Origin of the sequence: Streptomyces sp. NPDC059696 (genome assembly GCF_042733745.1) — a bacterium.
Classification (GTDB): domain Bacteria; phylum Actinomycetota; class Actinomycetes; order Streptomycetales; family Streptomycetaceae; genus Streptomyces.
This window is the reverse complement of sequence record NZ_JBHWFG010000009.1, coordinates 131,090-146,878: the sequence shown is the minus strand read 5'-3', so window position 1 is coordinate 146,878 and position 15,789 is coordinate 131,090. Positions and strand designations below refer to the sequence as shown.

At 73.1% G+C, this 15,789-nt stretch carries 14 protein-coding genes; 8 read left to right on the top strand and 6 right to left on the bottom strand.

Annotated elements, in window-relative coordinates; all coding sequences use genetic code 11:
- Positions 1-86: 86 nt before the first annotated feature.
- The 4 genes from ACFV20_RS12550 to ACFV20_RS12535 are packed head-to-tail and all read right to left on the bottom strand — an operon-like array spanning position 87 to position 5,287.
- A complete protein-coding gene (locus tag ACFV20_RS12550; RefSeq protein ID WP_385655522.1) occupies positions 87-1,421 on the bottom strand; it encodes an AAA family ATPase in 1,335 nt (444 codons plus the stop codon).
- Positions 1,418-3,010 (bottom strand): hypothetical protein, encoded by a 1,593-nt coding sequence (locus tag ACFV20_RS12545; protein ID WP_385655520.1) that lies wholly within the window; start codon positions 3,008-3,010, stop codon positions 1,418-1,420. Before ACFV20_RS12545 ends, ACFV20_RS12550 begins: the two co-directional genes overlap by 4 nt.
- Entirely contained in the window at positions 3,001-4,278 is a 1,278-nt protein-coding gene (locus ACFV20_RS12540; protein ID WP_385655718.1) for a hypothetical protein, read from the bottom strand. Before ACFV20_RS12540 ends, ACFV20_RS12545 begins: the two co-directional genes overlap by 10 nt.
- Positions 4,229-5,287, bottom strand: a complete 1,059-nt coding sequence (locus tag ACFV20_RS12535; RefSeq protein WP_385655518.1) for a phosphatase PAP2 family protein — start codon at positions 5,285-5,287, stop codon at positions 4,229-4,231. Before ACFV20_RS12535 ends, ACFV20_RS12540 begins: the two co-directional genes overlap by 50 nt.
- 187 nt (positions 5,288-5,474) lie before the next feature.
- Here ACFV20_RS12535 and ACFV20_RS12530 point away from each other — a divergent pair, with 187 nt between their 5' ends.
- On the top strand, positions 5,475-6,068 hold the full coding sequence (locus ACFV20_RS12530; protein WP_385655517.1) for a histidine phosphatase family protein: 594 nt from the start codon (positions 5,475-5,477) through the stop codon (positions 6,066-6,068).
- Positions 6,069-6,230: 162 nt separating this feature from the next.
- Here ACFV20_RS12530 and ACFV20_RS12525 read toward each other — a convergent pair whose 3' ends face one another.
- Positions 6,231-7,682, bottom strand: coding sequence for a hypothetical protein (locus ACFV20_RS12525; protein WP_385655515.1), 1,452 nt, complete (start codon positions 7,680-7,682; stop codon positions 6,231-6,233).
- A 297-nt stretch (positions 7,683-7,979) separates the two neighbouring features.
- On the opposite strand from ACFV20_RS12525, the gene ACFV20_RS12520 reads away from it, so the two are divergent.
- Positions 7,980-8,375: a hypothetical protein gene (locus tag ACFV20_RS12520; protein WP_385655514.1), complete on the top strand. Its 396-nt coding sequence runs from the start codon at positions 7,980-7,982 to the stop codon at positions 8,373-8,375.
- 224 nt (positions 8,376-8,599) lie between these two features.
- Positions 8,600-9,469, top strand: a complete 870-nt coding sequence (locus tag ACFV20_RS12515; protein ID WP_385655512.1) for a spermidine synthase — start codon at positions 8,600-8,602, stop codon at positions 9,467-9,469.
- A gap of 131 nt (positions 9,470-9,600) precedes the next feature.
- Here the strand turns inward: ACFV20_RS12515 and ACFV20_RS12510 are convergent, their stop codons facing one another.
- Positions 9,601-10,110 (bottom strand): hypothetical protein, encoded by a 510-nt coding sequence (locus ACFV20_RS12510; protein WP_385655510.1) that lies wholly within the window; start codon positions 10,108-10,110, stop codon positions 9,601-9,603.
- A gap of 131 nt (positions 10,111-10,241) precedes the next feature.
- Between ACFV20_RS12510 and ACFV20_RS12505 the strand changes: the two genes are divergently transcribed.
- The 5 genes from ACFV20_RS12505 (at position 10,242) to ACFV20_RS12485 (ending at position 15,734) form a co-directional block, all read left to right on the top strand.
- The gene (locus ACFV20_RS12505) at positions 10,242-10,940 is read left to right on the top strand and encodes a response regulator transcription factor (protein WP_385655508.1); all 699 of its coding nucleotides are present in this window, start codon (positions 10,242-10,244) and stop codon (positions 10,938-10,940) included.
- Complete coding sequence (locus ACFV20_RS12500; protein ID WP_385655506.1) at positions 10,937-12,334, top strand: sensor histidine kinase; 1,398 nt, start codon at positions 10,937-10,939, stop codon at positions 12,332-12,334. Before ACFV20_RS12505 ends, ACFV20_RS12500 begins: the two co-directional genes overlap by 4 nt.
- 186 nt (positions 12,335-12,520) lie before the next feature.
- Positions 12,521-13,834 carry an ABC transporter substrate-binding protein gene (locus tag ACFV20_RS12495; protein ID WP_385655504.1) on the top strand — a complete coding sequence of 438 codons (1,314 nt, stop codon included), beginning with the start codon at positions 12,521-12,523 and terminating at the stop codon, positions 13,832-13,834.
- 32 nt (positions 13,835-13,866) lie between these two features.
- Positions 13,867-14,850 (top strand): carbohydrate ABC transporter permease, encoded by a 984-nt coding sequence (locus ACFV20_RS12490; RefSeq protein WP_385655502.1) that lies wholly within the window; start codon positions 13,867-13,869, stop codon positions 14,848-14,850.
- A complete protein-coding gene (locus tag ACFV20_RS12485; protein ID WP_385655500.1) occupies positions 14,847-15,734 on the top strand; it encodes a carbohydrate ABC transporter permease in 888 nt (295 codons plus the stop codon). The genes ACFV20_RS12490 and ACFV20_RS12485 overlap by 4 nt, the downstream gene beginning before the upstream one ends.
- Positions 15,735-15,789: the final 55 nt, after the last annotated feature.

The following is a 15,789-nucleotide window of genomic DNA, read 5'->3' as shown; positions in this document are numbered from 1 at the left end:
GCAAGTGGGCATCGCGGTAGTGGGTACGGCCGCCGCACCACCCGGTGTTCGCCGGGGCTTCGGGGGCACGCCGCTTTCCGGCCACATCACGGCCGCCAGCCCACCCGGTGTTCCGCCAGGTGCGCCAGGACCGCGTGGTTGGCCTCCCAGCCGTCCGGGAACTTCACCACCGTCCCCAGCTGGACCGGTTCCGTCGACGGATAGTCGTCCAGCAGGCCGGTCACTCCCGCTCGGCACACCACGATGCAGGCGTGCCGGTGGCGGGAGGCCAGGACGCACAGGCGGCCCGTCTCCAGGTGGAAGGCGGTCGCGTCGGGGCGGCCGGAGAGGGGATGCAGGACCACCGTGACGTCGTACTCGCGGCCCTGGAGCCGGTTCGCCGTGTCCACGACCACGTCGGTGACGCCCAGGCCGGACAGGGCCGCGCGGACCGCGGCCGCCTGGTCCCGGTGGGCCGTGCCGACGGCGATCCGGTCGGCCGTGAGGGGCGAGGGGACCGGGGAACGCTCCGAGGTCGCGGCGCCCGCCCGCTCCAGCAGACGCCGTACCACCACGGCCACCGCCCGGACCGCCTCCGGGTCCGTGCGCGGCGTGTGCCGGGCGGGCAGCTCCAGCAGGCCCCAGCCCGACTCGGCCGCCTCGTCGATCACCCGGTCGGGGCCCGAGCCGTCCGACGGCACGCCGAAGGCCAGGGTCCGGTCGCCGGGGCCGGTGCCGCTGCGGAACGGCGTGTAGGGGTAGAACGCGTCCGACACCAGGGGCGCCGCGGAGGCCGGGAGCCGCCAGGACACCGGCAGGCGGTGCTGGGGCAGGTCCGGGTTGTGCGCGAGCAGGGTCGTCACCGCCGATGCCGACGGGTCGTACGCCAGGCCCGCCCACTGCTCGCTGCCCACGATCGCGAACGGGTCGAGCTGCCCCGGGTCGCCCACGAACAGCGCCCGCTCGAACAGCCCGGCCACGGCGAGCAGCGCGTCCGAGCGCATCTGGTACGCCTCGTCGACGATCGCGTGCCGCCACGGCTCGTCCACCTTGACGTGCGCCCACTTCGCCGCCGTCGAGATCACCACCGCGAGCCCCGCGAGGTCGGCGGCCCTGGCGGACGTGCGGACGCTCTCCAGACCGTCGAGCGCCTTGTCGTACGGGTCGGAGTCGCTGCTGTGCAGACGCCCCACCGGCAGTTCGGGGTTCTTCTCGGCGAGCCGCAGGACCAGGTCGTCGACCTGGGCGTTGGTCTGCGCGACGACCATCAGCGGGCGCCCCGCTTCGGCCAGCTCCAGGGCCGCCCGGACCACCAGGGTCGACTTGCCCGCGCCCGGCGGGGAGTCCACGACGACACCGCGCGCGGTGCCGTGCAGCGTGTCGCGCAGGATCGCGTCGGTGGCCTCGGCCGCGGCGGCCGAGGGGTCGAACACCGTGGTCACAGCACGTCCTCCTCGGTCACCGGGTCGGCGGCCTCCAGAACCGCCTCACCGGGCGGCCCGCCGTGCGTCCACGGCGTCTCCTCCGGGTCGGGCAGTTTCGCGCCGCCCCGCTGCTCGTGCTCGAACAGCGTGAAGCAGATCCGGTCGCCCTTCTCCGGCACCGAACCCGGCTCGGGCTCCTTGCCGCGGCCCATCTTGTCCAGCACCCGCAGCACCACGACCGCGCCGTCCTCCTCGGCCGCGACGAACTCCGCCGACTGCGGCTTGCCGCCCAGCGACCGGTACACCTTGGTGCGCTCGGCGAGATGCGGCCGGTCGTCCGTGCGCACCGTGACCAGGGGGCGGGGGCTTGGCCGCTTGCCCTCGCTGTAGGCCATCGCGACATCGGTGACCTCACCGGCGAAGGCCTCCCCGGACAGTCGCCGGCCCGCCATCACCAGCGGATCGTCGAGGGCCTCCTGCGCCTCCAGCCGGGCCTGCTCGCGCTCGCGTGTGGCGAGCTTGTTGGCCGCGGTGACCGCGTCGTCGCGGCGCGGCTGCGGGGGTTCGCCGGCCAGGACGCGGTCGCGGTGGCCGGTGAACGACCAGCGGTCGCGCGTCCACCGCTCCTCGACCCGCGTCCCCTCCGGCAGCTCGCGCAGCAGGTCCAGGCCCCGCCAGACCGCGTCCCAGGTGGGGCGGGTGCGGCTGAGCACCAGGTCCCGGATCTCCCGCTCGGCGGCGGTCAGCGCGCCGAGCCGGTCGTCGGCCTCCAGACCGTCCTCGGCGGCGGCGAGGGCGGTGCGGGCCCGGTCGTAGCGCTCGATGGCCGGGGCGAGCAGCTTGTTGTCGAACGCCGGGTCGGTGGCCGGACCGGCCGGGGGGCAGATCAGCTGGCCCTGCGCGTCCCGTTCCAGCTCGGCCCGCAGCGCGGCCTCGGCGCCGGTGACGCCCTCCGGCGGGTCGATCCAGGCGAGCAGCGCCCCCAGATGCTGGTCCTCCAGGGTGGACTGCCCCGTCACCCAGTGCCGGCCCAGCACGTCGGTCATCGCCAGCAGCAGCGAGGAGCCGGGCACCCGGGCCCGCTCCCCGAAGTGCGTCAGCCACCGCCCGAGCAGCGGCACCCTCGGCGGCGCCGGGTAGGGGGCCTGCGGATCCTGCTCCGCCGTGCGCCGGAACCGCATCGAGCGCCCGAGCAGCCGCACCAGGTCGATGCCCGCCCGGCTCGGCACGATCAGCTGCGGCGCGTCCGCGCACAGCTCGACCTCGACCTTGACGCGCTTGCCGGTCTCCGGGTCGGTCTCGGTGCGCTCGGCGGCCTCCACGGTCTCGGCGTAGGAGTCGACGTAGGGCAGCACGATGTCGGCCAGCTCGGCCAGGAACGCGAACCTCAGGTCGCGGTCACGGGGTTGCGGGACGGCCAGCAGACGCGGCGCGTCGCGGTCGGTGCCCACCAGCGCGCCGAGCGGGGCGCCGGCCTCACCGGCGGTGGTCAGCGGCACGAACACCAGCGGACGGTCGCTCAGATGCCGGTGCCGGACGGTGGCGGAGGGCTGGGCGCGGCCCGTGCTGACGGCTTCGAGGCGGGCCAGGGTGGAGATCAGCGACACGCCGCCTCCAGCGCCTCGGCCCGCAGGGCGGCCGCCCGCCGCAGTGCCGCCACGGCCGGGTCGTCGGGGTCGCCCGCCTCACCGCGCGCGGCGGCGAGGACGTCCTCCACGGTCGTGAGGCCGCCCAGCTCCGCCCGCACCGGGCGTCCGAGCGAGGTCACCGCGCCCGCCTCGCGGGACCGGCTCCGGCAGTGGAAGGCCAGCTCGCACGCGGACAGGCACTCGGGCGCGTAGGACGCCGGGACCGACTCCACGGCCGCCGTCAGCGCCTCGGCGGGCAGTTCGGGTGAGAAGCAGGTGCCCTCGGGCAGCGCGTCGGCGATGTCCTCGATGCGGGTCAGCCGGGCCAGCTGGCGGGCCGTCACCGCCCGCTGCTTGCGGATGTCGACGGCGGACGCGGTCGGCTGGTTGGAGAAGTCCCTGGGACACACCAGCAGGATCCGGTGCCGAACCCGCGGTGCGGACACGGACGCTTCCTCGGCCCCCTCGCGACCTGCCCCGTCGCCACCAACCCCCTCGCCGGCGGCGCCCTCGGCACCGGCGCCCTTGGCACCGGCGCCCTTGGCACCGGCCCCCTCGGCACTGGCGACCTCGGCACCGGGGCCGTCCTCCGGCTCCGCGCCGAGGCGCGCGGCGAGCTCCTCCAGCGCCAGGACGTACACCGCAGCCTGCCGGGCCGCCGCCCCGACCTTCGACGGATCGGCCGAACCGTCCAGCAGGGGGAAGGACTTGATCTCCACGACCGTCCAGCTGCCGTCCGGGTGCACCACCACCGCGTCCGGCTCCAAGTAGGCGGGGGAGCCCGCGACGTCCAGCGCGAGCATCGGGTGGTCGAGCAGGGTCCACGCGCCCGGACGCGCCGCGGCCTCCCGCAGCTCCAGCTCCGTACGGGCCGTGCGCCCCCGGGGACCGGGCGCCGTCAGGTCCGGCACGCGCGCCTCGACGGGCGGCTCGGCGGACCGGTCGAGCCTGTCGTGCACCAGCCGCAGCAGCTCCGCCCCGCCGTCGGCCTTGACCTTCGCCTCGAAGGCGTTGCCCCGGGTGAGCGCGAACTGCGACTGCCCGAAGGCCGACGGCGAGCCGAGCGCGCTCGCCAGCGCCGCCTTGTTCACCCCGGCGCCGTCGAGGATCGCGCGCCGCGCACAACCGGGATTGGCGGCCAGAGCCGCCAGGGCGCGCGCGTCCAGTGCCTTCGCGGGTACGTCGGGGCCGCGCAGCTCAGCGAGCCGGTGCCGGAGCGCCGTCCCCCGCGTCCTTGGGGGAGGCACCCGGTTCGGCTCCCGCTCCGAGCCGCGCCTCGCGCTGCCGTGGAATTCGCTCACCCGCGGAAGTCTGGCATCCGGCACTGACAATCGAGGAACCCGTGGCGGGAGAGGCGGCGGGAGAACCGGCGGGAGAGGCGGCGGCGGAGTCGCCGGGAGACGCGGCGGGGAGGCCGGCGGCCAGGCCGGCGGCCAGGCCGGCGGCCAGGCCGGCCGGAGTGCCCGCCGTGACCGGTGCCGGCCGGACGAACCGGGCCTTCACCCGGTCCGCGGTGCGCATCACGAGCGGCGCGAGCAGCAGCCCGGCGCCCATGACGGCCGCGCCCGCGACCGCGTCGAGGAAGTAGTGGTTGGCGGTGCCCATGACCACGATCGTCGTGATCAGCGGGTAGGCGACGGCGGCCACCTTCGTCGCGCGCGTACCGCCGAAGCGCCACAGCATCACGCCGCACCACAGGGCCCAGCCCACGTGCAGGCTCGGCATCGCCGCGTACTGGTTGGTCATGTTCCCCATGCCGCGCGGCGCGCTCGCCGCGCCTCCCCACCAGCCGTAGGAGCTGTACTGGGCCATCGTGTCCACGAAGCCGTGGCTCGCGTCGAGGAGCCGGGGCGGGCAGGTCGGCATCAGGGTGAAGCCGATCAGACCGATGAGGGTGGACGTCATCAGCCAGGTGCGCGCGGCGCGATAGCGCACGGCCCGGGAGCGGAACAGCCACACCAGCACGGCCGGGGTGACCAGGTAGTGCAGAGACGCGTACCAGAAGTCGGCGGGTATGCCGATCCAGGCCTCGCGCGTGAAGAGGCGGTTGAGCGGGTGCTCGAAGTTGAGATACAGCGCCTTCTCGAAGCGCAGGATCGACAGGCCGTTGTCGACGGCGCCGGAGACGTCACCGCGCGCGAGGAGCCGGCCGGCCGAGTAGCACGCGTACACCAGCAGGATCAGCGGCAGCTCGGTCCACCAGCGCAGCCTGGACGCGGGGGCAGCCTCGGTGCCCGGTGTATCGGTGTGCGGCATCCGATCGTCCTCCCCCTTCGTCATCACGCGTAACCCGTTCGGCCGTGTCACTTTACGGTGTGGGCGCGCGTCAGGGGGCGCGCCTCCGGCTCTCGAAGACGCAGGGATCGCCCCCCGGGTTGCCCCCGCGGGGCGTGCGCGATGATGGAGGAGTTCCCCTTGCGTTGTTCCTCCGGAAAGGTTCCCCATGGCCGCGCGCATCCTGCTGGCCCGCCACGGACAGACCGAGTGGTCCCTGTCCGGGAAGCACACGGGCAGGACCGACGTGCCGCTTCTGGAGGAGGGCCGGCGCGGCGCCAAACTGCTCGGCGAGCGCCTGCACCGGGCGCCGTACGAGGGCCTGGACGGCGTCGAGGTGCGGACCAGCCCGCTGGCACGCGCGCGGGAGACCTGCGAGATCGCCGGCTTCGGCGACCGCGCGCGCACCTGGGACGCGCTGCTGGAGTGGGACTACGGGGCGTACGAGGGCATGACCCCCGCGGACATCCAGGCCGTCCGGCCCGGCTGGCTGATCTGGCGCGACGGCGTCCCGGACGGGGAGTCGCTCGCCGAGGTCACGGCCCGGGCCGACGAGGTGGTCTCCTGGGCCCGCTCCGAGGACCGGGACGTCCTGGTCTTCGCCCACGGGCACATCCTGCGCTCCATCGGGGCGCGCTGGCTCGGCCTCCCGATCGACTTCGCGGCCCGGATACGGCTGAACCCCACGTCCCTGTCGGTGCTGGGCTGGGCCTACGGAGAGCCGGCGATCGAGAGCTGGAACGACCTGGGGCACCTCGCGTAGGCCGCGCCCGCGGAAGTCCCGCCGTCCGCCCGCGGGCAGGCGGGACGTCGTGGACAGGGCCGGGGACAGGGCCGGAGCCTCGCGCCCTGTGGGGTGGGGCCGTGTCGTCCGCTCGCGGGCGGGCGGGCCGTCACGGACAGGGCCGTGGACACGGACGGGGTCTCACGCCCTGCGGGGTGTCGAGGCGTGACGGTCCAGGAACGCCGACACCCCGGAGGCCCGGCGGTGCGGCAGCAGCACCCGGGCCGTCGCCGCCAGCATGGTCTGCACGCGGGACGACTGGACCTCCTCCAGCAGGTCCAGCACCCGCATCCCCGCCACCGCCGCCTCGTCCGGCCGGCCCCCGCGCGCGAGGTCGTCGGCCAGCTCCGCCGTGTACAGGGCGATGTTCCGCGTGAAGTGCGGGTCCTGCAGTTCGGCCGCCCGGCGCGCGTGCCGTGCCGCCCGGGGCCAGTCCCCGAGCGTGGACCAGCACTGCGCCTCCAGGCCCTCCAGTTCGGCCTCGCCGTAGAAGCTCATCCATTCCGGGTCGGCGTCCGACGGGCCCCGTTCGAAGAAGGCCTGCGCCCGGGCCAGTGCCTGTTCGCAGCCGACGCGGTCGGCGAGTCCGGCCCAGCCGCCCGCCTCGCGCAGCGCGAGCAGCGACATCAGCCGGGCCGAGCCCACGGGCCGGGCGACGCGCTGCGCGGCCTGGGCCGCCCGGACCGCCTCGCGCGGCCGGCCGGCGTCACGCGCCAGGAACGCCGTGTTGCAGAAGGCGTGCGCCTCCAGACCCGGGTCCCCGGTCATCCGGGCCGTCGCCAGCGCCTCCGCGTAGTGCGAGCGGGCGTCGTCGAAGCGCCCCGAGTCGTGGGCCAGCCAGCCCACGGAGATGGCCAGTTCACCGGCGCCCGAGTAGAGCCGGTCGGCCGTCGTCTGCCGGGTCGCACCGGCGTCCAGCAGGGCGTAGGCGGCACGCAGCGGGGCGGCGGCACGCCGGTAGAGGCCGTCGGCCCCGTGCCGGTCGTCCAGCAGCCGGATCCGGCGGACGGCTTCTTCCAGGGCCCCCGCGTCGCTCGCCCCGGCGCGGTGCGCGGGGCGCCGCGCCGCCGCGGCGTCGCGGGCGAGGCCGACGGGCCCCAGTGAGGCGGCGGCCACCGTGGCGCCTCCGCCGGTCATGAACGCGCGACGTAGCACGTCGCTCTCCTCGTAGGTGTCGTGCGGGTGGTACGGGTCGTCCGGGTTCCGCGCTTCATACGGCTCGCACGCCCTGCTGGTCTCACTCGTGGCTTTCGCCGGGTTCGCGGCGCGCGGCAGGGGCGCGTCCTCGGCGTCGCGCGCCCGGCGTCCGCGTACGGACGAGCGGGGCGCGAACCCCAGGTCGGTCAGCGTGCGGCCGGGAAACATATGCAGCAACACCCGTTCGTACGCGTAGTTGGGGCAGCGGATCTCGCCCGCCTCGACCCGGCCGATGTAGCGCGCGTCACAGCTGACCTGCTCACCGATCTCGAGCCCGGCGCGCCGGATCGCCGCGGCGAACTCGGCCGGCGAGCGCTGTCCGCGCAGCCGCCGGAAGATGAGATTCGGCCGTGGCGGCCGGTTGGGTTGAGACGAGGTCACCGTTGACGACGCCATGGCCGGGTCCTCCCGTGCGAACCGTCGAACCATGCCGGATATGGGGCGACTTGCGGTGAGTCGTCCGCGAGATCTGCCTTGTGTCCGGCGAGCAAGAACGTACCTGCTGTGATGAAGTCGGCACGCTGGGTTTGGCTACAAACCGGATATCTCATCCGTGATCTGCCATGAAGTGCCATCCTTTGCGGCTGACTTCCGCCGTAGCCGTTGACGCTCCGCCGCGTTGAACCTCGCGGACCGGGAGGCCCCCGACTCCCGACCGCTCGTCCAAGCAGGGGTTCTCGTGGTGGAGGCCGGATGGAGACCAGCCGGATCAACGATCCTCGGACGCCGCCGAGTACACCGGCGGCCGGCTGCGATGTGGTGACGGTGCCGGCGCGGCAGGGGCTGGAGGCGGTCGACATCCTGCGCCGCGGACCGGCGGACGCGGTGGGCCCCGTCCTGCACGACGACGGCGGCGACACCCTGGGTTTCCTCGTGCCGCCGGGGACGGCCGCCGGGTGGGACGTGCCGGGCAGCACCTGCACGGAAACCGACGGAAGAGGACAGTCCCTGACGCCCGAGCCTCCCGTCGAGGGATCGGACTGGCTGCTGCCGCCCGGCGAGGCGGACCTGGCGACGGACCCCGCGGTGCTGCGCGAGGCACTGGGCGAGGCGGCCCGGATGATCAGAGCGGCGGACAGCTGCCGCTGAGCCCCGCACCGCCTCCGCGGCAGGTGCCCCCGCCCCGCCTCGACGGCAGATGTACACGTCGTCCTGCCTCGACGTGAGATGTCCACGTCCGGCCTCGACGGCAGGTGCCCCCGCCCCGCCCCGACGGCAGGTGCACGCCCCCGCGCACTGCTGCCGCTGAGGCCCTCGTGTCCGGGCGGCGGGAGCGTACGCGCCGCTCAGCGGCCCACCCCGATAATGACCCCATGGGAAAGTCCAAGGGCGGCCGACGCAGACAGGCCGGTGCCGAGCCCGTCGTGGAGAGCGTCGAGGGCGGGCTCGCCGAGCTCATCCCCGACCGCGAGCGGGCCCGGGCCTGGACGCTGGTGATCGACGGCGCCCCGCAGTCGCACGTCGACCTGGACGACCCTGCGTACCTCTCCTTCGAGTACCAGCGCCGCCTCGGCCACGTGATCGACCTCGCCGCCCTGCCCGGCCGGCCCCTGCACGCCGTGCACCTGGGCGGTGGCGCCCTCACCCTCGCCCGCTACGTCGCCGCCACCCGGCCGCGCTCCACCCAGCAGGTCGTCGAACGGGACAGCGCGCTCGTCCAACTGGTCCGCCGCGAGCTGCCGTTGGACCCGAACGCGCGCATACGCGTGCGCTCCACGGACGCCCGTGCCGGCCTCGCCAAGGTGCCGGACGGCTGGGCCGACCTCGTCATCGCCGACGTCTTCAGCGGCGCCCGGACCCCGGCCCACCTGACCTCCACCGAGTTCCTCGACGACGTGCGCAGGGCCCTCGGACCCGGTGGGGTCTACGCCGCCAACCTCGCCGACGGACCACCGCTCGCCCACCTGCGCGGCCAGATCGCCACCGCCGCCGCCCGTTTCGAGCACCTCGCGCTGGTCGCGGATCCGGCGGTGCTGCGCGGCAAGCGCTTCGGCAACGCCGTCCTGGCCGCCTCCGACCGCCCCCTGCCCGTCGCCGAGCTGACCCGCCTCGCCGCCTCCGACCCGCACCCCGCGCGCGTCGAACACGGCAGGACGCTCACCGACTTCACCGGCGGGGCCGCGCCCGTCACGGACCACGCGGCGGTGGCGTCACCGGCCCCGCCCGCGTCGGTGTTCAGATGACCGACCGCGACGGCTCAGGGTCCCGATAGCCGCCCACAGCGCGCAGTACGTCCCGATGGCCGCCCACAGCGCGCGGTAGTGCCGATGCTTGCCCGCAGCGCGCACTCGGTCCCGATAGCCGCCCACAGCGCTCAGTAGGTCCCGATCTCCACCCGCGGCGGCCCGTCGTGCCAGGTGCAGAACACCGACACCCGGTCCGCGCCCGAGGAGAACTCCACCCGGATCCACGACTCCGTCTTCCACACCTGCATCGACCAGCCCGCCCCGGGCGTCGCCGAGACCAGCGAGGCAGAGGTCCGCCCGAGGTCGAAGACCGCCCGGCCGCCGTCGGTGTCGTAGCTCCTGACCCGGCCCGAGGCGGCGGGGGCGGTGCTGGGCGGCGGTGTGGGGGCGGAGCTCGGCTTCCCGGACGCGGGGGGTGTGCCGGGCTGCCGCCGCTGGGGCGGAGACGTCCGTTCCGACGGTGTGGCCAGGGCCTTCGGTGCCCGCGTGGGCGACGCGTCACCGGCCTCGACGGGCAGGGCACGCGGCGGGTCGTAGGCCGTGCCCGCCATCACCGTATGGACACCCCACCACGACAGCGTGACCGCCGCGCCCGTGGCGAGCAGCCATGCCAGTACGTGTAGGAGTCCTCTGCGCATCGCGGGCCATACTGCCTCACGCGCCCCACCCGTCGCCCGCAAACGGGTTCCCGCGAGGGCAAGTTGTCCACAGCCGGGGAGTTGTCCACAGCCCCCCACCCGGCTGTTCGAGATGGCGTACGGTGCGGCGCATGGCAAGTGTGCTCGTGGTCGAGGACGACCAGTTCGTACGTTCCGCGCTGATCCGGCACCTGACCGACGCCTCGCACACCGTGCGCAGTGTCGGGACGGCGCTGGAGGCGCTGCGCGAGGTCGCCCATGTCCGCTTCGACGTGGTGATCCTGGACCTCGGACTGCCCGATCTCGACGGCTCCGAGGCCCTGAAGATGCTCCGCGGGATCACGGACGTCCCGGTGATCGTCGCCACCGCCCGGGACGACGAGACGGAGATCGTCCGGCTGCTCAACGCCGGAGCGGACGACTACCTCACCAAGCCCTTCTCCGTCGAGCACCTCTCGGCCCGCATGGCGGCCGTGCTGCGCCGTGCCCGCTCCGGCGCCGCCGAGGGAGAACCGTCCCCCGCGATCCGCGTCGGCGGCCTGACCGTCGACCCGCTGCGCCGCCAGGCCGAGCTCGACGGCACCCGACTCGACCTGACCCGCCGCGAGTTCGACCTGCTCGCCTTCCTGGCCCGCCGGCCCGGGGTCGTCGTCCCCCGCAAGGAACTGCTCGCCGAGGTGTGGCAGCAGTCCTACGGCGACGACCAGACCATCGACGTCCATCTGTCCTGGCTCCGCCGCAAACTGGGCGAGACGGCGGCCAGCCCGCGCTATCTGCACACCCTCCGGGGCGTCGGCGTGAAGCTCGAACCACCGGGGGCGCCGCGATGAGGTGGGCCCTGGTCAAGGTGTCGCTGGCGGTGACCACCATGGTGGTGCTCGCCTTCGCGGTGCCGCTCGGACTCGTCATCCGCGAGATGGCCCGCGACCGTGCCTTCTCCAACGCCGAGCGGGAGGCCGCGGCCGTCGCCCCCGCCCTGTCCATCACCACCGACCGCGACCAGCTCGAACGGGTCGTCGCCTCAGCCGGTTCCGACGCCGGGATGGCCGTGCACCTGCCCGCCGGGGACGGCCGGGCCGCCCTCGAACTCGGGCGCCGCCGCGCCACCGACGAGGACATCGCGGCCGTGCGCGAGCTGGGCCGCGCCTCCACCACCGGCGTCACCGGCGGCTGGACCCTCCTCCAGCCGGTCGCCCTCGGCACCGCCCGGATCGCGGTCGTCGAGGTGTACGTGCCGGAGTCCGACGTCACCAACGGCGTCGGGACCGCCTGGGCGGTGCTCGCCGGAGTCGGGGTGGCGTTGATCCTCGGCTCGGTCGCGGTCGCCGACCGGCTGGGCGTGCGCATGGTCCGGCCCGCGCGGCGCCTGGTCGAGGGGGCGCACGACCTGGGGGAGGGCCGGCTGGGCGCCCGTGTGCCCGAGGAGGGCCCGAGCGAACTGCGCCTCGCGGCCGTCGCGTTCAACTCGATGGCCGACCAGGTCGTCCAGCTCCTGGCGAACGAGCGGGAGCTGGCGGCCGACCTGTCCCACCGGCTGCGCACGCCCCTGACCGTGCTGCGGCTCAACACCGCCTCGCTCGGAGAGGGACCGGCCGCCGACCAGACCCGGACCGCGGTCGAGCAGCTGGAGCGCGAGGTCGACACCATCATCCGCACGGCCCGCGAGGCCAAGCCGCAGACGGCGGCGGCCGGTCCGGGCGCGGGCTGTGACGCGGCCGAGGTGGTCCGGGAGCGGATGGCGTTCTGGTCGGCGCTCGCCGAGGACGAGGGCCGCAAGTGGCGGGTGGCCGGGGCCGACCGGCCGGTGCGCATCCCGGTGGCCCGCGCCGACCTGGCCGCCGCGCTCGACGCGCTCCTGGGCAACGTCTTCCGGCACACCGCGGAGGGCACCGCCTTCGCGGTCGACGTGCACAATGGCGAGGACGCGGTGATCGTCCTCGTCTCCGACGCGGGCCCCGGCATAGCCGACCCGGAGGCGGCGATGGCGCGCGGCCGCGGCTCCGGGAACGACGGCTCGACCGGGCTCGGCCTGGACATCGTGCGCCGCCTCGCGGAGTCCACCGGCGGGGACGTACGGATCGGCTCCTCGGTGCTCGGCGGGACCGAGGTGCGGATCTGGATCCAGCTGGACGGCCGCGGCCCGGCCGGCCGCGGACACCGGCAGCCGCGGCGGCGCCGTCCCGGCAGGCTCGCCGCCGTGTACAACCGCGCCCGGGCCCGCTGAGCACATCCGATCTCGCGCCTTCACGGGACGGTCACGTTTCGACAAATGGAAGCAGCGACTCTTGACGGGTGCCCGGACATACGGCTGTCATTGCGCCACCGTGTTCGGTCAAGTTGATTTCTGGTCGATTGCGACTGGATTTCACGCCACACCCTCGTGGCCGAACCCTGCCTTCAGGAGCAGTCCATGCACGACCTCTCTCCCTCCGGTCTCTCCCTCTCCGCTCCCAGCCGCCGCACCCTGCTGCGCGGAATGGGCGGCGCGGCCCTGCTCGGCGCCGGCATACCCCTGCTGAGCGCCTGCGGCGGCAGCGGCTCGGCCGCCGACCCGAAGACGGTCAGTCTCGGCTCCAACTCGTCCGACGCGGTGCCGAAGAAGGCGTTCGCCGAGATCTACGCCGCCTTCACCAAGAAGTCCGGCATCAAGGTCGACGTGAACACCAAGGACCACAACACGTTCCAGGAGCAGATCAACTCCTACCTCCAGGGGACGCCCGACGACGTGTTCACCTGGTTCGCCGGCTACCGCATGCAGTTCTTCGCGGCGAAGAAGCTCGCCTCCCCGATCGACGACGTGTGGCAGAAGATCGGCGGCAACTTCCCCGAGGCGATGCGGAAGCTCAGCAAGGGCGAGGACGGCAAGTACTACTTCGTGCCGCTGTACTCCTACCCGTGGGCCGTGTTCTACCGCAGGAGCGTCTTCGCGCAGCACGGCTACGAGGTCCCCACCACCTGGGACGACTTCGTCGCCCTGTGCAAGCGGATGAAGAAGGACGGGCTGGTCCCGATCGCCTTCGGCGACAAGGACGCCTGGCCCGCGATGGGCACCTTCGACCAGATCAACTTCCGCACCAACGGCTACGACTTCCACGTCGAGCTGATGGCCGGCAAGGCCTCCTGGACCGACCCCAAGGTGCGCAAGGTCTTCGACCACTGGACGGAGCTCCTGCCCTACCACCAGGAGGGCGCGGTGGGCCGCACCTGGCAGGACGCGGCACAGACCCTCGTGGCCAAGAAGGCCGGCATGTACCTCCTGGGCACCTTCGTCGGCCAGCAGTTCACGAACCAGGCCGACCTGGACGACCTGGACTTCTTCGCTTTCCCGGAGATCGACCCGCAGTTCGGGCAGGACACCGTCGAGGCGCCCACCGACGGCTTCATGCTCTCCAAGGCCCCCAAGAACCGCGACGGCGCGGTCGAGCTCCTCGAGTACCTGGGCACGCCCGAGGCCGAGCAGATCTACCTCAAGGCCGACTCCAGCGTGGTGGCCGCCTCCACCAAGGCCGACACCTCCGCCTACACCGCGCTGCAGAAGAAGTCCTACGAGATGATCTCCGGCGCGAAGAGCCTCACCCAGTTCATGGACCGCGACTCCCGACCGGACTTCACCTCCACGGTCATGCAGCCGGCCCTGCAGAACTTCGTCCGCAACCCCAAGAACGTCGACGGCATCCTCTCGTCGATCGAGCGCCAGAAGAAGACGATCTTCGCCTCCTCCTGACCGAACGGAGACCCGACGAACCGGATCCGACCATGACCACCACCCCCGCGAAGGCTCCGGAGCCGGCCCTCCCCCCGGCTCCGGGGCCCGCCCCCACGTCCCCGCCCGCCGCGACCCCCCACGGGCACCGGCGGCTGCTCACCCGCCGCGACCGCGTCACGCTCGGCCTGATGGCCGGCCTGCCGACGATCCTGCACGTCGCCCTGGTCTGGCTGACGGCCCTCGCCTCGATCGCGCTCGCCTTCACCACCTGGGACGGCATCGGCTTCGACTCCATCCAGTGGGTCGGACTGCAGAACTTCCGTGAACTGTTCACCAGCAACCCGCAGTTCTGGCCCGCCGTCGAGCACAACGTCATCTGGTTCGTGGTGCTCATCCTGCTGCCCACGCCCTTCGGCCTGTTCCTCGCCGTGCAGCTGGACAAGCGGATCCGCTTCAGCCGCGTCTACCAGACGGCGTTCTTCCTGCCGGTCGTGATGTCGCTGGCGGTCATCGGCTTCGTCTGGCAGCTGATCTACAACCCGGACACCGGCCTGATCAACAGCGTCATCGGCGCCAACAAACCCGGCCACTACATCGACTGGATCGGCGACCCGGATCTCAACCTGTGGGCCATCCTGGTCGCCGCGTCCTGGCGGCACGCCGGCTACATGATGATCCTCTACCTGGCCGGCCTGAAGAGCGTCGACCCCGCCCTGCGCGAGGCCTCCGCCCTGGACGGCGCGAGCGAGTGGCAGACGTTCAGGAACGTCATCTTCCCGACCCTGCGCCCGACCAACACCGTCGTGCTGGTCGTCACGATCATCGAGGCCCTGCGCGCCTTCGACCTGGTCTTCGTCTTCAACAAGGGCGCCCAGGGCACCGAACTGCTGTCGATCCTGGTGACCAACAACATCATCGGCGAGTCCAGCCGCATCGGATACGGCTCCGCGATCGCCGTCGTCCTGCTGGTGATCTCGCTCGCGGTGATCATCCCCTACCTGATCGCCACCTTCCGGAAGGAGCGGCGCGCATGAGCACCCTGGGCGCACCGGCCAAGCAGCGCACCCCGATCCGCCCGGCGCGGATCCTGCTGCACACCTTCCTCGTCGTCACGGCACTGGCCTGGCTCGCACCCCTGCTGTGGGCGCTGCTCGCGGCGATGCGCCCGTACGCGGAGACCAGCACCAAGGGCTACGTCTCCTGGCCCGGCACGCTCACCCTCGACAACTTCACCAGCTCCTTCCAGCAGTCGGAGATGCTGCACTACTTCGGCAACACGCTGCTGATCGCGGTCCCGGCCGTGCTGCTGACCCTGCTGCTGTCGTCGATGGTCGCCTTCTACGTCAGCCGCTTCGACTTCCGGCTCAACCTGTTCCTGCTGCTGGTGTTCACGGCCGGCAACCTGCTGCCCCAGCAGGTCATCATCACTCCGCTGTACCGGCTCTACCTGCTGATCGACCTGCCCGGCATCACCATGAGCGGCAAGCTCTACGACTCCGCACTCGGCCTGGTGCTGATCCACGTGGCCTTCCAGTCCGGCTTCTGCGCCTTCGTGCTGAGCAACTACATGCGCTCCCTGCCGCACGAACTCACCGAGGCCGCCCTCGTCGACGGCGCCTCCGTGTGGCGGCTGTACTGGCAGATCGTGCTCCCGCTGTGCAAGCCGGCGATGGCCGCCCTCGCCACCCTGCTGTCCATCTGGATCTACAACGACTTCTTCTGGGCCATCGTCCTCATCTCCACCGGCGAGAACATGCCGATCACCTCGGCGTTGAACAACCTCTCCGGCCAGTACTTCACCGACCCCAACCTGGTCGCCGCGGGCGCCCTGCTCACCGCGATCCCCACCCTGATCGTGTACTTCGCACTCCAGCGCCAGTTCGTCAGCGGCCTCACCCTGGGCGCCAACAAGGGCTGACGCCCCCGCGGGACGACGTCCGCGCACCCGCCGCCGAGGTACGGCCGGGGCGCGG